21 protein-coding genes and 1 riboswitch are annotated in these 17,779 nt (G+C 63.7%); of the genes, 5 read left to right on the top strand and 16 right to left on the bottom strand.

The annotated features are described in order from the left end of the window. Window positions 1-286 precede the first annotated feature (286 nt). The 3 genes from DV532_RS06200 to DV532_RS06190 all read left to right on the top strand — a co-directional run bounded on the left by DV532_RS06200 (window position 287) and on the right by DV532_RS06190 (window position 2,671). Window positions 287-511: a hypothetical protein gene (locus DV532_RS06200; RefSeq protein WP_056807539.1), complete on the top strand. Its 225-nt coding sequence runs from the start codon at window positions 287-289 to the stop codon at window positions 509-511. 249 nt (window positions 512-760) lie between these two features. Beyond that, the gene (locus DV532_RS06195) at window positions 761-1,243 is read left to right on the top strand and encodes a hypothetical protein (RefSeq protein WP_056807541.1); all 483 of its coding nucleotides are present in this window, start codon (window positions 761-763) and stop codon (window positions 1,241-1,243) included. A gap of 147 nt (window positions 1,244-1,390) precedes the next feature. Further along, on the top strand, window positions 1,391-2,671 hold the full coding sequence (locus DV532_RS06190; protein ID WP_056807543.1) for an OmpP1/FadL family transporter: 1,281 nt from the start codon (window positions 1,391-1,393) through the stop codon (window positions 2,669-2,671). Window positions 2,672-2,713: 42 nt separating this feature from the next. Here DV532_RS06190 and DV532_RS06185 read toward each other — a convergent pair whose 3' ends face one another. Then, complete coding sequence (locus DV532_RS06185; protein ID WP_056807546.1) at window positions 2,714-3,643, bottom strand: LysR family transcriptional regulator; 930 nt, start codon at window positions 3,641-3,643, stop codon at window positions 2,714-2,716. 114 nt (window positions 3,644-3,757) lie between these two features. Here DV532_RS06185 and DV532_RS06180 point away from each other — a divergent pair, with 114 nt between their 5' ends. Beyond that, on the top strand, window positions 3,758-4,018 hold the full coding sequence (locus DV532_RS06180) for a DUF2798 domain-containing protein (RefSeq protein WP_056807548.1): 261 nt from the start codon (window positions 3,758-3,760) through the stop codon (window positions 4,016-4,018). Between the two features lie 569 nt (window positions 4,019-4,587). Here the strand turns inward: DV532_RS06180 and DV532_RS06175 are convergent. The 14 genes from DV532_RS06175 to cobO all read right to left on the bottom strand — a co-directional run bounded on the left by DV532_RS06175 (window position 4,588) and on the right by cobO (window position 16,049). Then, window positions 4,588-5,139, bottom strand: coding sequence for a glutathione peroxidase (locus tag DV532_RS06175; protein WP_056797532.1), 552 nt, complete (start codon window positions 5,137-5,139; stop codon window positions 4,588-4,590). Between the two features lie 46 nt (window positions 5,140-5,185). Continuing rightward, window positions 5,186-5,308, bottom strand: coding sequence for a hypothetical protein (locus tag DV532_RS30845; RefSeq protein ID WP_256659077.1), 123 nt, complete (start codon window positions 5,306-5,308; stop codon window positions 5,186-5,188). Further along, a complete protein-coding gene (locus DV532_RS06170; protein WP_056797535.1) occupies window positions 5,305-6,507 on the bottom strand; it encodes an MFS transporter in 1,203 nt (400 codons plus the stop codon). The genes DV532_RS30845 and DV532_RS06170 overlap by 4 nt, the downstream gene beginning before the upstream one ends. A gap of 64 nt (window positions 6,508-6,571) precedes the next feature. After that, window positions 6,572-6,976: a MarR family winged helix-turn-helix transcriptional regulator gene (locus DV532_RS06165; protein ID WP_056797538.1), complete on the bottom strand. Its 405-nt coding sequence runs from the start codon at window positions 6,974-6,976 to the stop codon at window positions 6,572-6,574. Between the two features lie 130 nt (window positions 6,977-7,106). Continuing rightward, window positions 7,107-7,829, bottom strand: coding sequence for an adenosylcobinamide-GDP ribazoletransferase (locus tag DV532_RS06160; protein WP_056797540.1), 723 nt, complete (start codon window positions 7,827-7,829; stop codon window positions 7,107-7,109). A 1-nt stretch (window position 7,830) separates the two neighbouring features. Beyond that, window positions 7,831-8,397 carry a histidine phosphatase family protein gene (locus DV532_RS06155; RefSeq protein WP_056797542.1) on the bottom strand — a complete coding sequence of 189 codons (567 nt, stop codon included), beginning with the start codon at window positions 8,395-8,397 and terminating at the stop codon, window positions 7,831-7,833. Further along, window positions 8,394-9,449 (bottom strand): nicotinate-nucleotide--dimethylbenzimidazole phosphoribosyltransferase, encoded by a 1,056-nt coding sequence (gene cobT / locus DV532_RS06150; protein WP_056797544.1) that lies wholly within the window; start codon window positions 9,447-9,449, stop codon window positions 8,394-8,396. Before cobT ends, DV532_RS06155 begins: the two co-directional genes overlap by 4 nt. A 185-nt stretch (window positions 9,450-9,634) precedes the next feature. Next, a complete protein-coding gene (gene cobU, locus DV532_RS06145; RefSeq protein ID WP_056797547.1) occupies window positions 9,635-10,156 on the bottom strand; it encodes a bifunctional adenosylcobinamide kinase/adenosylcobinamide-phosphate guanylyltransferase in 522 nt (173 codons plus the stop codon). Window position 10,157: 1 nt separating this feature from the next. Continuing rightward, entirely contained in the window at window positions 10,158-11,612 is a 1,455-nt protein-coding gene (locus tag DV532_RS06140; protein WP_056797549.1) for a cobyric acid synthase, read from the bottom strand. After that, window positions 11,609-12,601, bottom strand: a complete 993-nt coding sequence (gene cobD / locus DV532_RS06135; RefSeq protein ID WP_056797551.1) for a threonine-phosphate decarboxylase CobD — start codon at window positions 12,599-12,601, stop codon at window positions 11,609-11,611. The genes DV532_RS06140 and cobD overlap by 4 nt, the downstream gene beginning before the upstream one ends. Beyond that, window positions 12,594-13,502 (bottom strand): adenosylcobinamide-phosphate synthase CbiB, encoded by a 909-nt coding sequence (cbiB, locus tag DV532_RS06130; protein WP_056797554.1) that lies wholly within the window; start codon window positions 13,500-13,502, stop codon window positions 12,594-12,596. Before cbiB ends, cobD begins: the two co-directional genes overlap by 8 nt. Continuing rightward, window positions 13,499-14,149, bottom strand: coding sequence for a 5,6-dimethylbenzimidazole synthase (gene bluB, locus DV532_RS06125; RefSeq protein WP_056797557.1), 651 nt, complete (start codon window positions 14,147-14,149; stop codon window positions 13,499-13,501). Before bluB ends, cbiB begins: the two co-directional genes overlap by 4 nt. Continuing rightward, the gene (locus tag DV532_RS06120) at window positions 14,146-15,441 is read right to left on the bottom strand and encodes a cobyrinate a,c-diamide synthase (RefSeq protein ID WP_056797558.1); all 1,296 of its coding nucleotides are present in this window, start codon (window positions 15,439-15,441) and stop codon (window positions 14,146-14,148) included. Before DV532_RS06120 ends, bluB begins: the two co-directional genes overlap by 4 nt. After that, the gene (cobO, locus tag DV532_RS06115; RefSeq protein ID WP_056797561.1) at window positions 15,438-16,049 is read right to left on the bottom strand and encodes a cob(I)yrinic acid a,c-diamide adenosyltransferase; all 612 of its coding nucleotides are present in this window, start codon (window positions 16,047-16,049) and stop codon (window positions 15,438-15,440) included. The genes DV532_RS06120 and cobO overlap by 4 nt, the downstream gene beginning before the upstream one ends. A gap of 119 nt (window positions 16,050-16,168) precedes the next feature. Then, window positions 16,169-16,389, bottom strand: a riboswitch (cobalamin riboswitch). Window positions 16,390-16,556: 167 nt separating this feature from the next. Here cobO and DV532_RS06110 point away from each other — a divergent pair. Further along, entirely contained in the window at window positions 16,557-17,135 is a 579-nt protein-coding gene (locus DV532_RS06110; protein ID WP_056797564.1) for a hypothetical protein, read from the top strand. On the opposite strand, the gene DV532_RS30170 is transcribed toward DV532_RS06110, so the two are convergent. Continuing rightward, on the bottom strand, window positions 17,122-17,382 hold the full coding sequence (locus DV532_RS30170; RefSeq protein ID WP_162948967.1) for a hypothetical protein: 261 nt from the start codon (window positions 17,380-17,382) through the stop codon (window positions 17,122-17,124). The two genes, DV532_RS06110 and DV532_RS30170, sit on opposite strands and share 14 nt — an antisense overlap. Window positions 17,383-17,779 lie beyond the last annotated feature (397 nt).

Raw genomic sequence — 17,779 nt, 5'->3', positions numbered from 1 at the left:
GACCGGCCCACTCAATGATTCACTCGCCAGCCCCGCGCTGTTCAAGCACGAATCATGTAAAAGATTGATCAGGATCCCACCCCGACGGCCTAGAACCTTGGCCCCGGCGTGCTGCCTGCCTTCCTAAGTACCTACCAGTCAGCCCAAGCGCCCACCTTTGATTGCGCTCCCTCTGGCTGCTTTGTTCCAGTCAGGTTCGTTTCGTCCCTTAATAATGGCGTCACTGGAACGTTTCTATCATGCACGGATCATAACCCCCGTGTTTAAAGCAGGAACCTCCAACAATATGCAAACTCATCATCAGATTCAGGCTGCCATTGGCACCCTCTCCCAAGCCTTCTCGCCGTTGAAGTGCCTTATCGTTGCTCCCCGCAAGGGCAGCTTCAGCTTCACCCTGGTAGACGAACACGGCGTCGCCTGCCACACCGAGCGCCTGTACCCTGAACAGTACAGCCGCAACGAACCGCTGCAGGCAGTCATTGCCCGGACCCGCCAGTCGCTCGTTGCGTGAACGGCGAATACTCCGGTATTCAAGCGCTGAATCATCCCATCGCGAGCCTGCCTGAACGTTCCTGGCGTAATTGCCTTAGGGCATATAGCCCGGTACGTCAGGCAGCAATCGATTTAAAAACAGCCTTTTACGCCACGGTTATCACACTACACTTCAACTCGAGCGGTACTTACCGCTTCCGGCGGGCCTGAACATTCACCAGCTGCCAAGCTCCAGCGCCCGTCCGGCCCTTTACTGCTCGAGGGCATCATGGGTATCGCGGCGAATGAATTGTGTCAGTATGTGATCCGACCAACCTTGGTCTACCTGAACCGTCACTGCGCCAGCGCCGAAGCTTTGTTGCTGGGCATCGCCGCCAGTCAGTCAGCCTTGGGCTCGGCCTTGCACGACCGGCGAGGGCATGGCCTGTACCGCATCGGCGCGCACCGTCACCAGGCTCTTTGGGACGACTTTCTGGCCCGTGACCCCGATCTAGCCAGCCTAGTCCGCGGCCTCGCCAGCCAGCACGCCTTCCTTGGCGGCCCGCACCTGGAACTCACCGTAAACCTGCGCTACTCCACCGCCATTGCCTGGATGCTCGTCGAAGAGCAATCCACGCCCTTGCCTGCCCCCGACGATCTGCTGGCCCTGGCGCGGATCTGGCGCCAGATTTTCAACCCTCAAGGTCGCCTGCGCGACTTCACCCACGCCTGGCATACCTGCATAGATCAGAGGTTGCCTCAGGCATCTTAGGAAGCGTCCTACAAAATACTCGGAAAAAATGGAATTTTGGTCGGATTGTCCTACAAAACCGCTCTATCTCCTGCGATCGAGGCTATAGCGCGGCGCGTAATTTGTTGGTAGCTTTTCGCCCCGGAGATCCCAAGGAGTTTTCTAATAATGAAAAAAGTAATGCTCAAAACCTCCCTCGGCATTGCCGTTGCACTTGCTTCAAGCCAATTGCTCGCCGCCGGTTTCGCGCTGAACGAACAAAGCATCAGCAGCATGGGTACCGGTTTTGCGGGGCGTTCGTCTTCTGCCGAAGATGCCAGCACGGTGTATGGCAACCCTGCCGGCATGTCGCGCCTGAAGCGTGAACAGGTCACCGTGGGCGGCGCTGCCGTCATTGCCAAGTCTGATATTTCGGGGCGCGGTAGCAACTTCGGGGGGGAAACCGATGGCGACATGGTGCCGGTGGTGGGCGTACCCATGGGCTATTACGTCAAACCTATCGATGATCACTGGAGCGTAGGTTTCGGCGTTTACGTGCCTTACGGCCTGATTACCGACTACGGTAGCGATGACGCGGCACGCTACTGGGGCAAGAAGAGCAAGGTCGAGGTTGTCACCTTCCAACCAACCATCAGCTATGCCTTCAACGACAAGGTGTCGATCGGTTTTGGCCCGACCATCAACCGCATCAAGGGTGAACTCGGCTCGAACCTGAGCAGCAAGGCCCTGCTGGGGCCCAATGGCCCTGATGGTGAAACCAAGATCAAGGGCGACGACACCGCGATTGGCTACAACATCGGCGTACTGGTGCAAGCCACAGACCGTACCCGTGTGGGCCTGACCTATCACTCGATGGTCGATTACGAACTGGAAGGCGATACCCGTGTTTCCTACCCGATTCCTCAGCTTGGCCTAAGCGGCAAGTTCGACGCCAGCCTGAAAATCAAGACGCCAGAGTCCGTGGACTTCTCGGTCACCCATGAATTGGATGACAACTGGACACTGTATGCGGGTAGCACCTGGACGCGCTGGAGCCGCCTGGAAAGCATCGTTGTCAAAAACGACGCACCAGCGGGCTACCCACTGCAAACAATCACCGAAGAGCAGAACTGGCATGACACCTGGGCACACGCCATTGGTGCAGCCTACAAGGTGAACAAAGAGTGGACCCTGCGTGCAGGCTTCTCCGTCGACCAGTCGCCCACCAACAACCACGACCGCTCGCCGCGCATTCCTACCGGCGATCGCAAGGCGGTCAGCTTTGGTGCTGGCTGGAGCCCCAACGATGACATGACCATCGATGTTGCCTACTCCTACCTGTGGGAAGAGGACACCAAGGTCAACAATTTGCCGAGCTCGCAGACACAAGGGCTGTTGAAAGGCACCTACCAGGCCAAGTACGAGAACAGCGCCCACGGTATCGGTGCATCCCTCACCTACCGTTTCTGATTGGTACGCGTTACCTGAAAAACCGCCCTCGTGGCGGTTTTTTCATGCCCGCACCTGCCACCTGTCGCCCAGGCATCCGTGCAGGTAGTCCATGAACACACGCACCTTGGCGGTCATGGCGAAGCGGTCAGCCACGCACACGTAGATATCCATGGGTTCGGTCTGGGCGTAGGCCTGGCCACTGTCGCTGTATTCGAACAGCGGTACCAGCGCGCCGGAGGCCAGGTGCGGTTGCACGATGAACTCGGCCAAGCGGGTAATACCGCCATCGTGCACTGCCATCTGGGTCAAGGCATCGATGTCATCGCTGATCAATACGCTGCCGAACTCGGCCTCGAAACGCAGCCCGTCACGCACGAACCCCCAACGCAGGAAGCGCCCCTCCACCGGGTAGCGGAACACCAGGCAGCGGTGATCGCGCAAGGTCTCGGGCGTGGCCGGCACCCCGGCTTTTTGCAGGTAACCGGGCGAGGCGCAGCAAATGAAGGGGATACGAGCGATGTGCCTGGCCAGCAGTTGGTCTTCCAGTTGGGGGGAGATGCGCAGGCTCACATCGACATCTTCCCGCGCATGGTTGACGCGCCGATCAGTCGTTACCAACTCTATCGAAAGCAGTGGGTAGCGGGCACTGAATGCGGGGATCAACGGTGCCAGGACGTGGCGACCAAAGGCAGAGGTAGAGGCAATGCACAGCCGCCCCTGAGGCTCAGTGTCGGGGGTTGAGACGGCCTGCTCGGCCAGGGCGAGGTCACGCTCGATGTGCCTTACGCGTTGATAATACTGGGCGCCGGCAGGCGTCAGCGCCATGCTGCGAGTGGTGCGGCTGAGCAGGCGCGCCTGCAAGTGGCCCTCCAGACGGGCCAGGTTCTGGCTCACCGCCGCCGGGCTCAGGCCCAGGTTACGGGCGCCAGCGGCGATGCTGCCGGCTTCGACTACCTTGATGAAACTGCGGATGGCGTTGAGCAGGTCCATGCTGAGCTCTTCGAATCGTAAGAATCTCTTTATAAAGAACTCATTACCGCTGGTCTACAGCTGCCGTCCGGCGCCTTGCTAACCTGCGCCTCCACTGACCTTTCAGGAGTTCGCATGAGCAACCTGTCCCAGGCGCGCAGCCGACGCAAATTGCACCCGGGCGCCACGCCCTACGTCTTTGCCTTCTACATGTCGTCGATCATGGCGCTGTTGATGTGCTTCGTGATTACCGCGGCGAATGCTGGGGTTAACCCGGAGTACCTGAACAATGTGCTGAAGGCTTACCAATTGGCGATGCCAGTGGCGTTCGTTTGTGTGTTGATGGTGAGGCCGATGGTGGTGCGATTGGTGGCGATTACGGTGCATGCAAAGTGACGCAAGCCCGCCCCCCCGAGCACAGTACCCGCTCTTGATCTTGATCTTGATCTTGATCTTGATCTTGATCTTGATCTTGATCTTGATCTTGATCTTGATCTTGATCTTGATCTTGATCTTGATCTTGATCTTGATCTTGATCTTGATCTTCGCGACTTCAGGAGGCCGAACGCAGGTCTTGCGGAGGGAGGTGACGGGCATGGATGCCCGTCAAGCGCTGGGCCCCAGGATGGGGCCTGCAGCGCGGTCCTCCCGGGAGCAAGGCCGGAGAGAGGGGACCCCGGAGCGCAGCGTAGGGGCCGGATGATGGGAGCGCAGCGTTTTTTGGTTACTTTTTGTCGCGTTTGACAAAAAGTGACTCGCCGTAAGGGCGAAAAGGTGAGTCAGCGTCGCCATCGCCAATGGACTATGCGCTATAGAAAAACCCGCACTATCCCGCTTTTCGGGCATCCATGCCCGCCCTCCCCCTCCGCAAGCCCGTCGCTCGGCCTCCTGAAGTCGCAATCGGCGGCGCCTGAACTATCGCGCGCTTAGAAGCAAAAGCCGAAGCAAGAGCAAGAGCGGCTACATCACTGCTGTGAGGCTATAGCCTTTTCGATGGCTGCCCGGAACGCCGGATCATCCGGCTTGGTCAGGCTGGAGAAGTTGCCGATCACCTTGCCCTTGCGATCAACCACGTACTTGTAGAAATTCCACTTCGGCGCACTGCTCTGGCTGGCCAGCCCAGCAAACAGCGGAATCGCATCCTTGCCCCGCACCGCCTGTGTCTTGGTCATGGTGAAGGTGACGCCGTAGTTGGCATAACAAACCTTGGCCGTTTTCTCGCTGTCAGCATCTTCCTGCTTGAAGTCATTGGACGGCACGCCAAGCATTTCCAGGCCCTGTTCGTGATACTCCTTGTACGTCGCCTCCAGCCCCTCGAACTGTGGCGCGAAACCGCAATAGCTGGCCGTGTTCACCACCACCAGCGGCTTGCCGGCAAAGCGTTGGCACAGGTCGACCTGCCCCTTGCCGCGCAACTCGGGTAGGCTGCCCTGCAATAACGCCGGGCAATCGGCGGCCCAGCTCGAGGCGCTGGCAAGCAGGGCCAGCACCGGCACCGTCAACCACTGTCCACGCATGGTTCGTTTCTCCCGCAAAACTATCCTTGAGCTTGCAGGGTAGCGCCTAACAAACACTCATGCCCAGCTGCATCAACGCCATGCCGCCTTTGTGCCAGCCCCACCACACCAGCGCCAGCAGCAGCAAGGCGGTGATGGCCAGCAGCCCGCGGGCCAGGTAGCGGTTCATGCGGCCTGGGCCTGCAGGCGCGCGACCGGGCGTTCGCGCACCGGCCAGTTGAGGGCGGCGGCCAACAGGCTAAGCAGGATGGAAATCTGCCAGACCAGGTCGTAACTGCCGGTGCGGTCATACACCACCCCACCCAACCAGCCACCCAGGAACGCGCCCAGCTGGTGGAAGAGGAAGACGATACCGCCAAGCATCGACAAGTTGCGCACACCGAACAGCGTAGCCACCGTGCCATTGGTCAGCGGCACCGTGGACAACCACAGCAGGCCCATGGCGATGCCGAACAGGTAAGCGCTGTATTCCGTTACCGGCGCCCACAGGAACAGCACGATCACCACCGCGCGCAGCAGGTACAGCCCGGTCAGCAGGCGCGGCTTGGACATGCGCCCGCCCAGCCAGCCGGCAGTGAAGGTGCCGACGATATTGAACAGCCCGACCAGCGCCAGCACCGTGGTACCGGTGGTCGCGGCCAGGTGCTGGTCAACCAGGTAGGCCGGCAGGTGCACGCCAATGAATACTACCTGAAAACCACAAACGAAGAAGCCCAGTGCCAGCAACCAGAAGCCGGAGTGCGAGCACGCTTCGTGCAGGGCCTGGCCGAGGGTCTGTTCCGTGCCATGGCTGGGCAGCGGGCGGTCGCGCAGCAAGCCGACGAAGGGCACGATCAGTGCCACCATCAAGCCCAGTACCAGCAACGCTGCGGACCAACCCAGCCACTGGATAAGCCCGAGGGTGCCCGGCAACATCGCGAACTGGCCAAACGAGCCGGCAGCACTGGCGATACCCATGGCCATGCTGCGCTTGTGCGCCGGCACGGCACGCCCGACCACGCCGAGGATGACCGAGAAAGAGGTTCCGGACAGGCCGATGCCGATCAGCAAGCCGGCACTCAGCGACAGCGACCAAGCCGAATCGGCCGTGCCCATCAGCATCAACCCGACGGCGTAGAGAATGCCGCCAATGATCACCACCCGCGCCGCGCCCAAGCGGTCGGCCAAGGCACCGGCGAACGGTTGCGCCAGCCCCCAAATCAGGTTCTGCAAGGCAATGGCGAAAGCGAACACTTCACGCCCCCAGCCAAAGTCGGCGCTCATCGGCGCCAGGAACAGACCAAAGCCGTGCCGCACGCCCAGGGACAGCGCCAGGATCAATGCCGCCCCCACCAATACCCACCCGCTGGTTCGCCACACCGAAGTCATTGTCGTTATCTCCAGCACATCGCAAGGATTTTACGGGTATATACCCGCTTATAGTCGTATCAATTCAAGCCAGTTGATTGAGCAAGCGCACCAATTCATCCCGCTGCCCGACCCCTAACCGCTCGACCAGTTCGGCCTGGGCCTGTTCCCAAGCCGGATGGGCAGCGCCCAGCAGCTGTTTACCGGCCTCAGTCAGTAGCACCACGCGGTTGCGCTGGTCGTCGCCATCGGCCAAGGCCACCAGCCCTTCAGCCTCAAGCACGCGCAGGTTGCGGCCCAAGGTACTACGCTCCAGGCCCATGGCCTCGGCCAAGGTCGTGATACTCGGGCGGTCGAGCCGCTGCAGATGCCGCAGAAGGGAAAACTGGGCGACATTGACCCCGAAGCCGGCAAGGGCCTCGTCGTAATGCCGGCTCACCCCACGGGCGGCACGACGCAGATGGGTACAGATACATTCACTGGTCAGCATGAATACGTGTATATACCCGCGTCATGATTGTTGCAAGAAATTTCAGGATGCCAGGATACTGGGCGGAGTGCTCGGGCTTCGACCTTGTTAGCGCGCACGCCCGCCCCTGCAGGGCGCGTCGGCCTGGAGATCAAAGGCCCAACGCCAAGCCCAGCACCACGGCCAATTCCAGCAACTCCAGCAATGCGCCAGCGGTATCGCCGGTGGTCCCGCCCAGGCGTCGGCACATCACTTGCCGCAGCCAGGCAAACACTGCCAGCGCCAGCGCCACGATCCATCCGCCCATCAGCAGGCAGAAAAGCGCACAACCCAGCAGTACCCACCCCGCTACACGCCGGGGCAGATGCTCGGCCAACGCCTGCCCCAAACCACCCTGTCGCACATAGGGCGTAGTCAGAAACAGCCCGAGCATCGCCGCCCGCCCAATCAGCGGTGCCAGCAGCAACTGCGCACCGATCCCCTGCTCAACCAGTACCCATAAAGCGCAGAACTTCAGCAACAGCACCAGCACCAGGGTGACCACGGCAATCGGCCCGCTGCGCGGGTCTTTCATGATCCGCAGGGTGCGTTCGCGGTCGCCAAAACCGCCCAACCAGGCGTCTGCACTGTCAGCCAGGCCATCCAAGTGCAAGGCACCACTGAGCAACACCCACAAGGTCAGCAACAACGCCGCATGCAGCGGCGCCGGCGTGCCCTGCAGCAGATAGCTGGCCAGCCACAGCAACAGGCCGAACAGCAACCCGACCAGCGGGTAGCACAGCAACGAACGCCCCACCTCACGCGGTGCCGGCATGCCCGGCAGGCGCACGGGCAGGCTGCTAAGAAACTGCACGGCGATCCACCATGGCAACATCTCAGCGCACCTCGACCAGCTGGCCATCATCCGCCGGCACCAGCCGCATCAGCGCAGCGTGGCCAACTTCGACCTGCAACAACTGCGCCCTCGGCAAGCCACGGGCGCGGGCCAGCAACAGCCGCATCACGCCACCATGGGTGACCAGCAGCACCCGCTTGCCAGCATGCTGACAAGCCAGGCGCTCGACAGCAGCCAACACACGCTCGGCAAACGCCGCGACCGGCTCGCCGTTGGGCGGCGTAAACGCGTAAGGGTCTGCCCAGAATTGCCCTAGCGCGTCCGCCTGGTCTTCCATGATCTGCGCCGCGCTGCGGCCTTCCCAATCGCCAAAATGCAGCTCCTGCAGGGCAGCCTCACGTTGCACTGGCAGGTTTAGCCGCGCCCCTAGCTCATCGGCAAAACGCGCACAACGCTGTAGCGGCGAGCTGACCAGCACCTGCCATGGCCCGGCCCCTGCCACGGCGCTGCGCATCTGCGCCCAGCCCTTGTCGGTCAGGGCATCGTCGAGGCTGCCACGCAGGCCGCCCTGTTCCGTTTCACCATGGCGCAGCAAGTCGAGGATCATGCCGGGCGGTCCGCCACCGCGGCCTCGGCGAAGGTCGCCATCTGCCCGTGCAACGCACAGGCCAGGCGCAACAGTGGTACGGCCAGCGCCGCGCCACTGCCCTCGCCCAGGCGCAAGCCCAGGGCCAGCAAAGGTTCGGCCTGCAGCGCGGCGAGCAAGGCTTTGTGCCCAGGCTCTGCACCTTGATGGGCGAACAGCAGCCACGCCCGGCATTGCGGGTTGAGGCGCACTGCCACCAGCGCGGCGACGCTGCAGATGAAGCCGTCCACCAGCACCGCGATACCGGCCTGCGCGCAACCAATGTAGGCACCGGCCAAGGCAGCGATCTCGAACCCCCCGACACAGCCCAGTGCCTGCAATGGCTCTTCGCCGCGCAGGCTATGCAGGCTCAGCGCGCGCTCGATGACCTCGGCCTTGTGCCGCACACCGGCGTTGTCCAGGCCGGTGCCCGGGCCGCTCAGCTCAGTGGCTGGGCACCCCAACAGCACGCTGGCCAGGGCTGCAGCGGACGTGGTGTTGCCAATGCCCATCTCGCCACCGATGAACAGCTGCGCACCTTGTTCGGCAGCGCGCAGGGCGCTGTCGCGACCTGCCTGCAAGGCGGCTTGCAGTTGGCCCGCGGTCATCGCTGGCTGGCGGGCGAAGTTGGCAGTACCGGCACCCAGGCGCAGATGGCGCACGCCGGGCAGCTCCAGATGCGGGTCGATGGTACCCAGGTCGACGACCTCCAGGCTGGCTTGCAGTTGGCGCGCCAGCACGCTGATCGCCGCACCACCGCCGACGAAGTTGTGCAGCATCTGCCCGGTCACCGCCTGCGGGTAGGCCGAGATGCCCTCTTCGACCACGCCGTGGTCGCCGGCAAAAATGCTGATCGCGACGCGCTCCAGGGTTGGCCGTTCACAGCCCTGCAGGCCAGCCAGCTGGATGGCCAGGCCTTCCAGCTGGCCGAGCGAGCCGGCAGGTTTGGTGAGCTGCTGCTGACGGGCGCGAGCCTGGTCCATGGCGGCGGTGTCTTGGGATTGGCAGGGGGTTTGCCACCAGGGTTGAGTCATGGTTATAGGCCTGTTTGGGAATGGGTAATGGGGGTTATCAGTGCGTGGTGGGGCTGGCGGGTGCTTGGCTGGAGATCTTCACCCCCCCCTTGAGATCGAGCCCCCGGCGGCGCTCGATCTCACAGGCGCCACACACCCCAAGGCAAGCACCTCTGCGCGCCAATACAATCTCAACCCAGCCCCCCTCACAACGCAGGCCCTTTCAGCATCAAGGGCAACCCCGCCACGGTCAGCACCACCCGCTGACAGCGCTCAGCCACAGCCTGGTGCAGCCAGCCGGCCAGGTCGACATAGCGCCGAGTCAGCTCGCCCATGGGCACCACGCCCAAGCCGGTTTCATTACTGACCAAGATCACAGTGCCCGGCAACTCTTCAAGGCAGGCCAGCAAGGCATCACGCTCCTCGGCCAGGCGCTGGTCATCTTCAAGCATCAGCAAATTGGTCAGCCACAAGGTCAGGCAATCCACTAGCAGGCAGCGCCCTTCGGCCGCTTCGGTGCGCAGCACTGCGGCCAGGGCCAGGGGTTCTTCGATGAGCCCCCAGTCATCAGGGCGACGCTGGCGGTGCAACCGTACGCGTTCGCTCATCTCGCCATCCAGCGCCTGGCTGGTGGCGACGTAGGTCACCGGCAGGTCACTGGCACTGGCCAGCTGTTCGGCCAGGCGGCTCTTGCCAGAGCGGGCGCCGCCGAGGATCAGGTTGCGCATGTCAGGCTACCCCACACAGTTGGCGCAGGCGCGCGGTGTCCAGGTGGTTTTCCACCAGGTCGGCCAAACGCTCGATGTCGCGTTCGCGCAAGGCCTGGTAATCGATGGTTTGCACATCCTCCAGGCCAGCCCAACGCAGCAGTGCCGCGCACGACTGGCTGCCTTCGAACAGGCCGTGCAGGTAGCTGGCGAGGATCTGACCATCGGCGCTGATTGCGCCATCACAACGGCCATCGGCCAACTGCACGGCAGGCTGCTGCAAGGCAGGCCCGGTGGTGACGCCGGCATGAATTTCATAACCGCTCACCGGTACAGCTTCAAGGCTCAGCGCGCCGGCAACGTTGCGCAGTTGCTTCTCGGCTTCGAGCACCGTGGCGTAATCGAGCAGTCCAAGCCCTGGGCTTGAGCCAGCAGCGCCTTCCAAGCCCAGCGGGTCATGCACTTCACGGCCAAGCATCTGCAGGCCACCGCAGATGCCAATCAGCTTGCCACCATAACGCAGGTGCCGTTCGATGGCCTTGTCCCAGCCGCGTTCGCGTAGCTGCGCCAGGTCACCACGCACGCTTTTCGAGCCCGGCAGAATGATCAGGTCGGCAGCCGGGATAGGCTGGCCCGGGCCGATGAACTGCAGGTCAACCTGCGGGTGCAGGCGCAGCGGGTCGAAGTCGGTGTGGTTGCTGATGCGCGGCAGCACCGGCACGATCACCTTGAGCACACGCTCGGTCTTCACCCCCTGACGCACATCGATGCCGTCTTCGGCTTCCAGGTGCAGGTCGGTGACATACGGCAGCACGCCCAGCACCGGTTTGCCGGTACGTTGCTGCAGCCAATCCAGCCCCGGTTGCAGCAAGGCGATGTCGCCACGGAAGCGGTTGATGACAAAGCCTTTGACCCGCGCCTGTTCACTGGCCGACAGCAGCTCCAAGGTGCCCACCAGGTGGGCGAAGACGCCACCGCGATTGATGTCGGCGACCAAGATCACCGGGCAGTCCACCGCTTCGGCAAAGCCCATGTTGGCGATGTCGCCGGCACGCAGGTTGATCTCCGCCGGCGACCCCGCGCCTTCGACCATGACCACTGGCCAGGCGCTGCTCAGGCGTTGGTGCGAGGCCAGCACCGCCTGCATGGCAACCGCTTTGTAGTCGTGGTAGGCCACCGCATTCATGCTGGTAACGGCCCGGCCGTGGATGATCACCTGGGCGCCGGTGTCGCTGTTGGGCTTGAGCAGCACTGGGTTCATGTCGGTGTGGGGCGCCAGCCGGCAGGCCTGGGCCTGCACCGCCTGGGCCCGGCCGATTTCACCGCCGTCAGCGGTCACCGCGCTGTTCAGCGCCATGTTCTGCGGTTTGAACGGCACCACGCCGACGCCCTGGCGCAACAACCAGCGGCACAATGCGGTCACCAGGGTGCTCTTACCGGCGTCGGAGGTGGTGCCTTGCACCATGAGGGTGGTCATGCCGTTTCCTTTTGGTAGGCCGCCAGGGCCTGGGCCAGGCGCTGTTCGTCTGCGGCACAGGCAGGCAGCCCCAGGCGTACTGCCGGTGGTTGCTCGAACAAGCGCACCAGGATGCCGCGACGGGCGAGAAAATCGTGCAGGTGCGCAGCCTGCTCGCAGCGCACGTACTGGAACAGCTCGCAGCCACCGCTGGGCGCCAGGCCAGCGGTGCGCAACAGCATCGCCAGCCGCTGGCTGGCAGCGGCACAGCGCTCGGCCTGCAGCCGCTGGGCGGCGTGGTCGGCCAGGTTGGCCTGGGCCAGCACCCGGGTGGGGCCATTGACAGTCCACGGGCCTAGCCACTCGGCAAGGCGCAGCAGCAGGCTGCGTTCGGCGGCAACGAAGCCCAGGCGCACGCCAGCCAGGCCGAAGAACTTGCCGAACGAGCGCAGTACGATCAGGCCAGGGCGCTCGGCACAATCGACCACGCTGTCGACAGGGCTGTTGTCCATGAACGCTTCGTCGACCACCAGCCAACCACCGCGGGCGGCCAGGCGCGCGTGCCAATCCAGCAGGCGTTCACGCGGCACCCGACGGCCGGTGGGGTTGTTGGGGTTGACCAGCACCAGCACGTTGAGGCTATCGAGCGCCGCGTCGACTTGCGCTTCAGCCAGCTCCACCAGCTGGTGCCCTGCCCGCTGCCAGGCATAAGGGTGCTCGGCATAGCAAGGCGTCAGTACCCCAACCCGGCTGGCCGCACGCAGCAGCGGCAAGGCCTGGATCGCGGCCTGGGAACCGGCCACCGGCAGCAATTGGCTGGCACCGTAGTAGGCACGCGCAGCGTCTTCCAGGCCGTCCTCGGTCTCTGGCAGACGCGCCCAGGCGTCAATGGGGATCGACGGGATCGGGAACGGCCAGGGCGCAATACCGCTGGACAGGTCGAGCCACTGTTCGCGGGCGACGCCGTATTGCCGCACCGCGCGTAGCAGGCGGCCACCGTGTTCAAGCATTGATATAAGCCCCCAGGCAGATCACCAGCAGCCACAGCCACACGCCGCGCTGCACCAAGCCCCAGCCGCGCTCGATGGCGTCGGCGTCGGCCATTGGCCCGTCACCCAGGCGTGGCCGCTCATGCAGCTCGCCGTGGTACACCGCCGGGCCACCCAGCTCCACACCCAGTGCACCCGCACCGGCGGCCATCACCGGTCCAGCGTTGGGGCTGTCCCACAATGGGCCCTGTTTGCGCCAGCAGGCCAAGGCCAGGCGGGTTTTGCCCAGCAGCGCGTAGGTCAACGCTACCAGCCTTGCCGGGATGTAGTTGAGCACGTCGTCGACGCGCGCGGCGCACCAGCCGAAGCGTTCGAAGCGTTCGTTGCGATAACCCCACATAGCGTCCAGGGTGTTGCTCAGGCGGTACAGCACCACGCCCGGCGCACCGGCCACGACGAACCAGAACAGCGCGGCGAACACCGCATCACTGCCGTTTTCCAGCACCGACTCGGTGGCCGCCCGGGCCACGGCGGGTTCGTCCAGCTCGCGGGTTTCGCGGCTGACCAGGTAGCCGACACGGCGCCGAGCTTGCGCCAGGTCGCCGTGACGCAAGGCCGTGGCCACTGGCAGCACATGCTCACCCAGGCTGCGTAGCCCTACCGCGCAGTACAGCGCCAGCATATCGACCAGCCAGCCGATGTACGGCAGCCAGGACAGGATCAGCGCCAACAAGGTCAGCGGCACCACCGCCAAAAACCACGCGCTGACGCCGTGGCTGCGCCAGCCGCGCCCACCGGCATTCAGGCGGCGCTCAAGGTTGCCAGCCATGTTGCCAAAGGCCACCAGCGGGTGGCGCCGCTGCGGTTCGCCCAGCAAGGCATCCAGGGCCACCCCGGCCACGGTCAGCAAGGCCACGCTCATTGGCGTTCTCCCCATTGGTTCTCAAACAGCATTTCACTCAAGGGCCGTGGTTCGGCCCAGTTTTCCAGCGCCAGCATGGGTGCCGGATAAAACGCCGTTACCGGCCCCAGGCACAGCACCGCGACTGGCTTGGCCCCGGCCGGCATGCCCAGCAGCGCCGCCAGCGCCAATGGGTCGAACAGCGACACCCAGCCCATGCCCAGCCCTTCGCCACGGGCCGCCAGCCACAGGTTCTGGATGGCGCAGGCCAGCGAGGCGAGGTCCATTTCCGGCAGGGTGCGCCGGCCAAAGATATGCGGCTCGCGGTTGTCCATCAGGGCGGCCACCAGCAACTCGGCACAATCGTTGATGCCTTCCACCTTCAGTTTCATGAAGGCGTCGGAGCGCTCGCCCAAGGCCTCGGCAGTGCGCACCCGCTCCGCCTCGACCAAGGCCTGGATGCGAGTGCGCAGGTCGCGTTGGGTAATGCGGATAAAACGCCAGGGCTGCATCAGGCCGACGCTGGGCGCCTGGTGCGCGGCGGCCAGCAGGCGGCCGAGCAGCTCTGGAGCCACCTCGCCACCGGCAAAATGGCGCATATCGCGGCGTTCGCCGATGGCCCGGTAGATCGCGGCGCGCTCGGCGTCACTGAAAGCGTGCTCGCTCATGGTCGCAACAGCGCCGCCGCCGCATCCGGGTTGGAGGGGAAATAGAAGTGCACGTAGGAAGCCGTCAACCGCCCCAGGCGGTACACCGCTTCGTTGCCGCGCCCGCCGTTGGGGCTCAAGCCACGGGCGATCGGCGCCAGCGCGGTGTTGGTCAGCGAGTGGTGATAGGTGTGGCCGCGCAGGGTACCTTCTGGCAGTTCAACCGCCTGCAGTGCCAAGGCCGCCAGGCGCTTCTGCATGGTCGCCTCGCCCGGCAGCAGGCCGAGCAGTTGGGCACGCTCACCGGCTACGTCGGTCAGCGCATCAAGCAGATACAGCATGCCACCGCACTCGGCCAGCAAGGGTTTGCCCTGGGCGTGATGGGCACGGATTGCCTCGTTCATCGGCGCATTGCCAGCCAAGGCGTGATGGTGCAGCTCGGGATAGCCGCCTGGCAGGTACAGGCTGTCTACCGCCGGCAGCTCGCGGTCGTGCAATGGCGAGAAGAATTCCAGCTGCGCACCAAGGTTGCGCAGCAGGTCGAGGTTGGCGCCATAGGTGAAGGCGAATGCCTCGTCCCGTGCCACGCCGATGCGTACGCCGGCCAGCGAGGCAGCGCCCGTTTGCGGTTCAGGTTCGGCAAACGTCACCGGCGGTGGCAAGGCGGCGTCACAGCTTGCACCCAGCGCCTCGGCGGCCGCGTCCAGGCGGGCGTCCAGGTCGTTCAGTTCACTGGCTTGGACCAGCCCCAAGTGGCGGCTGGGCAGTTCGATGCCGCGCTCGCGAGACAAGCCGCCATACCAGCGCAGGCCTTCGGTCAGGCTGCCTTCCAACAATTGCGCGTGGCGCAGGCTGCCCACCCGGTTGGCCAGCACCCCGGCAAACGGCAGGTCGGCCTGGTAACGTGCCAGGCCCAAGGCCAGGGCACCGAAGGTCTGGGCCATGGCCGTGCCGTCGATTACCGCCAGCACCGGCACGCCGAAGTGGCGCGCCAGGTCGGCGCTGGACGGGGTGCCGTCGAACAGCCCCATTACCCCTTCGATCAAGATCAGGTCGGCTTCGCCCGCGGCTTCCCACAGCAGGCGGCGGCTTTCCTCGGCACCAATCATCCACAGGTCGAGCTGATACACCGGCGCGCCGCTGGCCCGCTCAAGGATCATCGGGTCAAGAAAGTCGGGCCCACACTTGAACACCCGCACGTTGCGCCCGAGGTTGCGGTGCAAGCGGGCCAGGGCGGCGGTGACGGTGGTCTTGCCCTGGCCAGAGGCCGGCGCCGCGATCAAGACGGCAGGGCAATGACGGGGCTGGCTCACAGTTCGACGCCCTTCTGTGCGCGGATGCCCGCCTGGAAGGCATGCTTGAGCATGCCCATCTCGGTCACCGTATCGGCCAGCTCGATCATCTCTGGCTTGGCCGCACGACCGGTAACGATCACGTGCTGCATCGGTGGGCGGGCCTGGATGTCGGACAACACCTGGTCAAGGTCGAGGTAACCGTGCTTAAGGGCGATGTTCAGCTCATCCAGCACCACGAACTGCACGCTCGGGTCTTGCAGCAGCTGGCGCGACACCGCCCAGGCTGCTTCGGCGGCAGCGATGTCCCGCTGGCGGTCCTGGGTTTCCCAGGTAAAGCCCTCGCCCATCACGTGGTAGCGCACCTGTTCTGGGAAGCGGCGGAAAAACAGCTCTTCGCCGGTGCTGTTGCGGCCTTTGATGAACTGCACCACACCGCACTGCATGCCATGGCCCAAGGCCCGCGCGAGCATGCCGAAGGCCGAGCTGCTCTTGCCCTTGCCATTGCCGGTCAGCACCAGCAGCAGGCCGCATTCGTTAGGGGAATTGGCGATGCGTTCGTCGATGATCGCCTTCTTGCGCTGCATGCGCGCCAGGTGGCGTTCGTCGCGTTCGGTGGTTTCGCTCATCAGGGCTCTCCGCTGGCTGGCGCCACGGCAACGCGCGGCGACAGGTAAAAGGCAGGCAGACGGAGAACACGCAGGGGCCGTGGCCGGGCGCCACGGTGCACTGCGCATCACCCTCCGTGATGCCGTTGGCAGTATCAGGCCGGTCTCCGGGCTTGTGAGCGGGCCTTGGCCCAAGCCTGCGCGCCTTCCCGGGTGCTGGCACCCAGTGGCCTTGCGCGGCCGCGACTCACCTACCGTTGCGGGGGCAGCGCCGGAATCGCGCCATGCTGGCGCCCACCGGCTTCCCTGTTTCACCCTGCCCAGACAAGGCTGGCAGGGCACCTGAAACACGCGCGAAGGTTAGAGGGTTGCACCCGGAGCGTCAATCGGAGCGGGCCGCTTCGCAGGCCCACAGGCCCCACCTGGGCAGTGGCCAAGTTACCGATGTGTGCCACACTGGACAGGGTGATATCACATAGCCATCACCCTCAGCTGGACGCGATCACAACAACAAGAGGAGAGCGCAGCATGCGAGGCCATATCATCAACAACCCACACCTGGAGTTTCTCGGCCCGGTGCTGGAGCGCTGGGTCGACTGTGTAGACCGCTTCAACCAGTTTGCCGGCGATGCCGAAGCCCCCTATTGGCATGGCGCTGCCGCCAACAGTGGGTTGCTCGCGGCTGCAGCCTGGCAGGCCGAGTTAACGGCGCTGCAGCAATTTGCCGGGAAGAAGCAGCGTGACGAAGGCGAGTATGAGGGGCGCTGCGACCTGTCGATCAGCAGTGCCGACGAAGCGCTGTACCTTAGTGTGAGCCAGCGCTGGCCGAAAATTGCCCGGCTGGACATGGCAGCCGCCTTGCAGCAAACCGCCGCCCTCGCCCGTCAGGTGGCGTACCCCAGCCAATTGAAAGCTGGGGCGCTGTTCATCAGCCCGTGGAAGGCTGGCCAGCACGCCAGCCCCGAAGAGCTGCAAGACCTGGTCGACGACCTGCACAAGCACACCGCCTGCGCCATCGCCTGGTATTTCCCGTATGCCTACCGCAAGTTGCATAACGAACTGGGGCAGTATTTCCCGGGGGTAGCGCTGCTGCTCAAGCAGGCCTGAGCCAGCTATTTGCGAGAGGCGAAGGAAGTGCGCAACCAGAAGCCAAGACCTTGATCTTGATCTTGATCTTGATCTTGATCTTGATCTTGATCTTGATCTTGATCTTGATCTTGATCTTGATCTTGATCTTGATCTTGATCTTGATCTTGATCTTGATCTTGATCTTGATCTTGATCTTGATCTTGATCTTGATCTTCGCGACTTCAGGAGGCTGAACGCAGGTCTTGCGGAGGGAGGTGACGGGCATGGATGCCCGTCAAGCGCTGGGCCCCAGGATGGGGCCTGCAGCGCGGTCCTCCCGGGAGCAAGGCCGGAGAGAGGGGACCCCGGAGCGCAGCGTAGGGGCCGGATGATGGGAGCGCAGCGTTTTTTGGTTACTTTTTGTCGCGTTTGACAAAAAGTGACTCGCCGTAAGGGCGAAAAGGTGAGTCAGCGTCGCCATCGCTGCTGGACTATGCGCAATAGAAAAACCAGCGCTATCCCGCTTTCGCTTTTCGCTTTTCGCTTTTCGGGCATAGGCTTTGACAACAACGTCAACATTCATTGCCGAAGGTGGCGCTCAGTCACCTTTCCGCCCTTACGGCGGGTCACTTTTTGTCAAACGCGACAAAAAGTAACCAAAAAACGCTGGCTCCCATCATCCG

Origin of the sequence: Pseudomonas sp. Leaf58 (assembly GCF_003627215.1) — a bacterium.
In the GTDB taxonomy this organism is placed as follows: Bacteria; Pseudomonadota; Gammaproteobacteria; order Pseudomonadales; family Pseudomonadaceae; genus Aquipseudomonas.
This window is presented reverse-complemented; position numbering and strand designations above follow the sequence as displayed.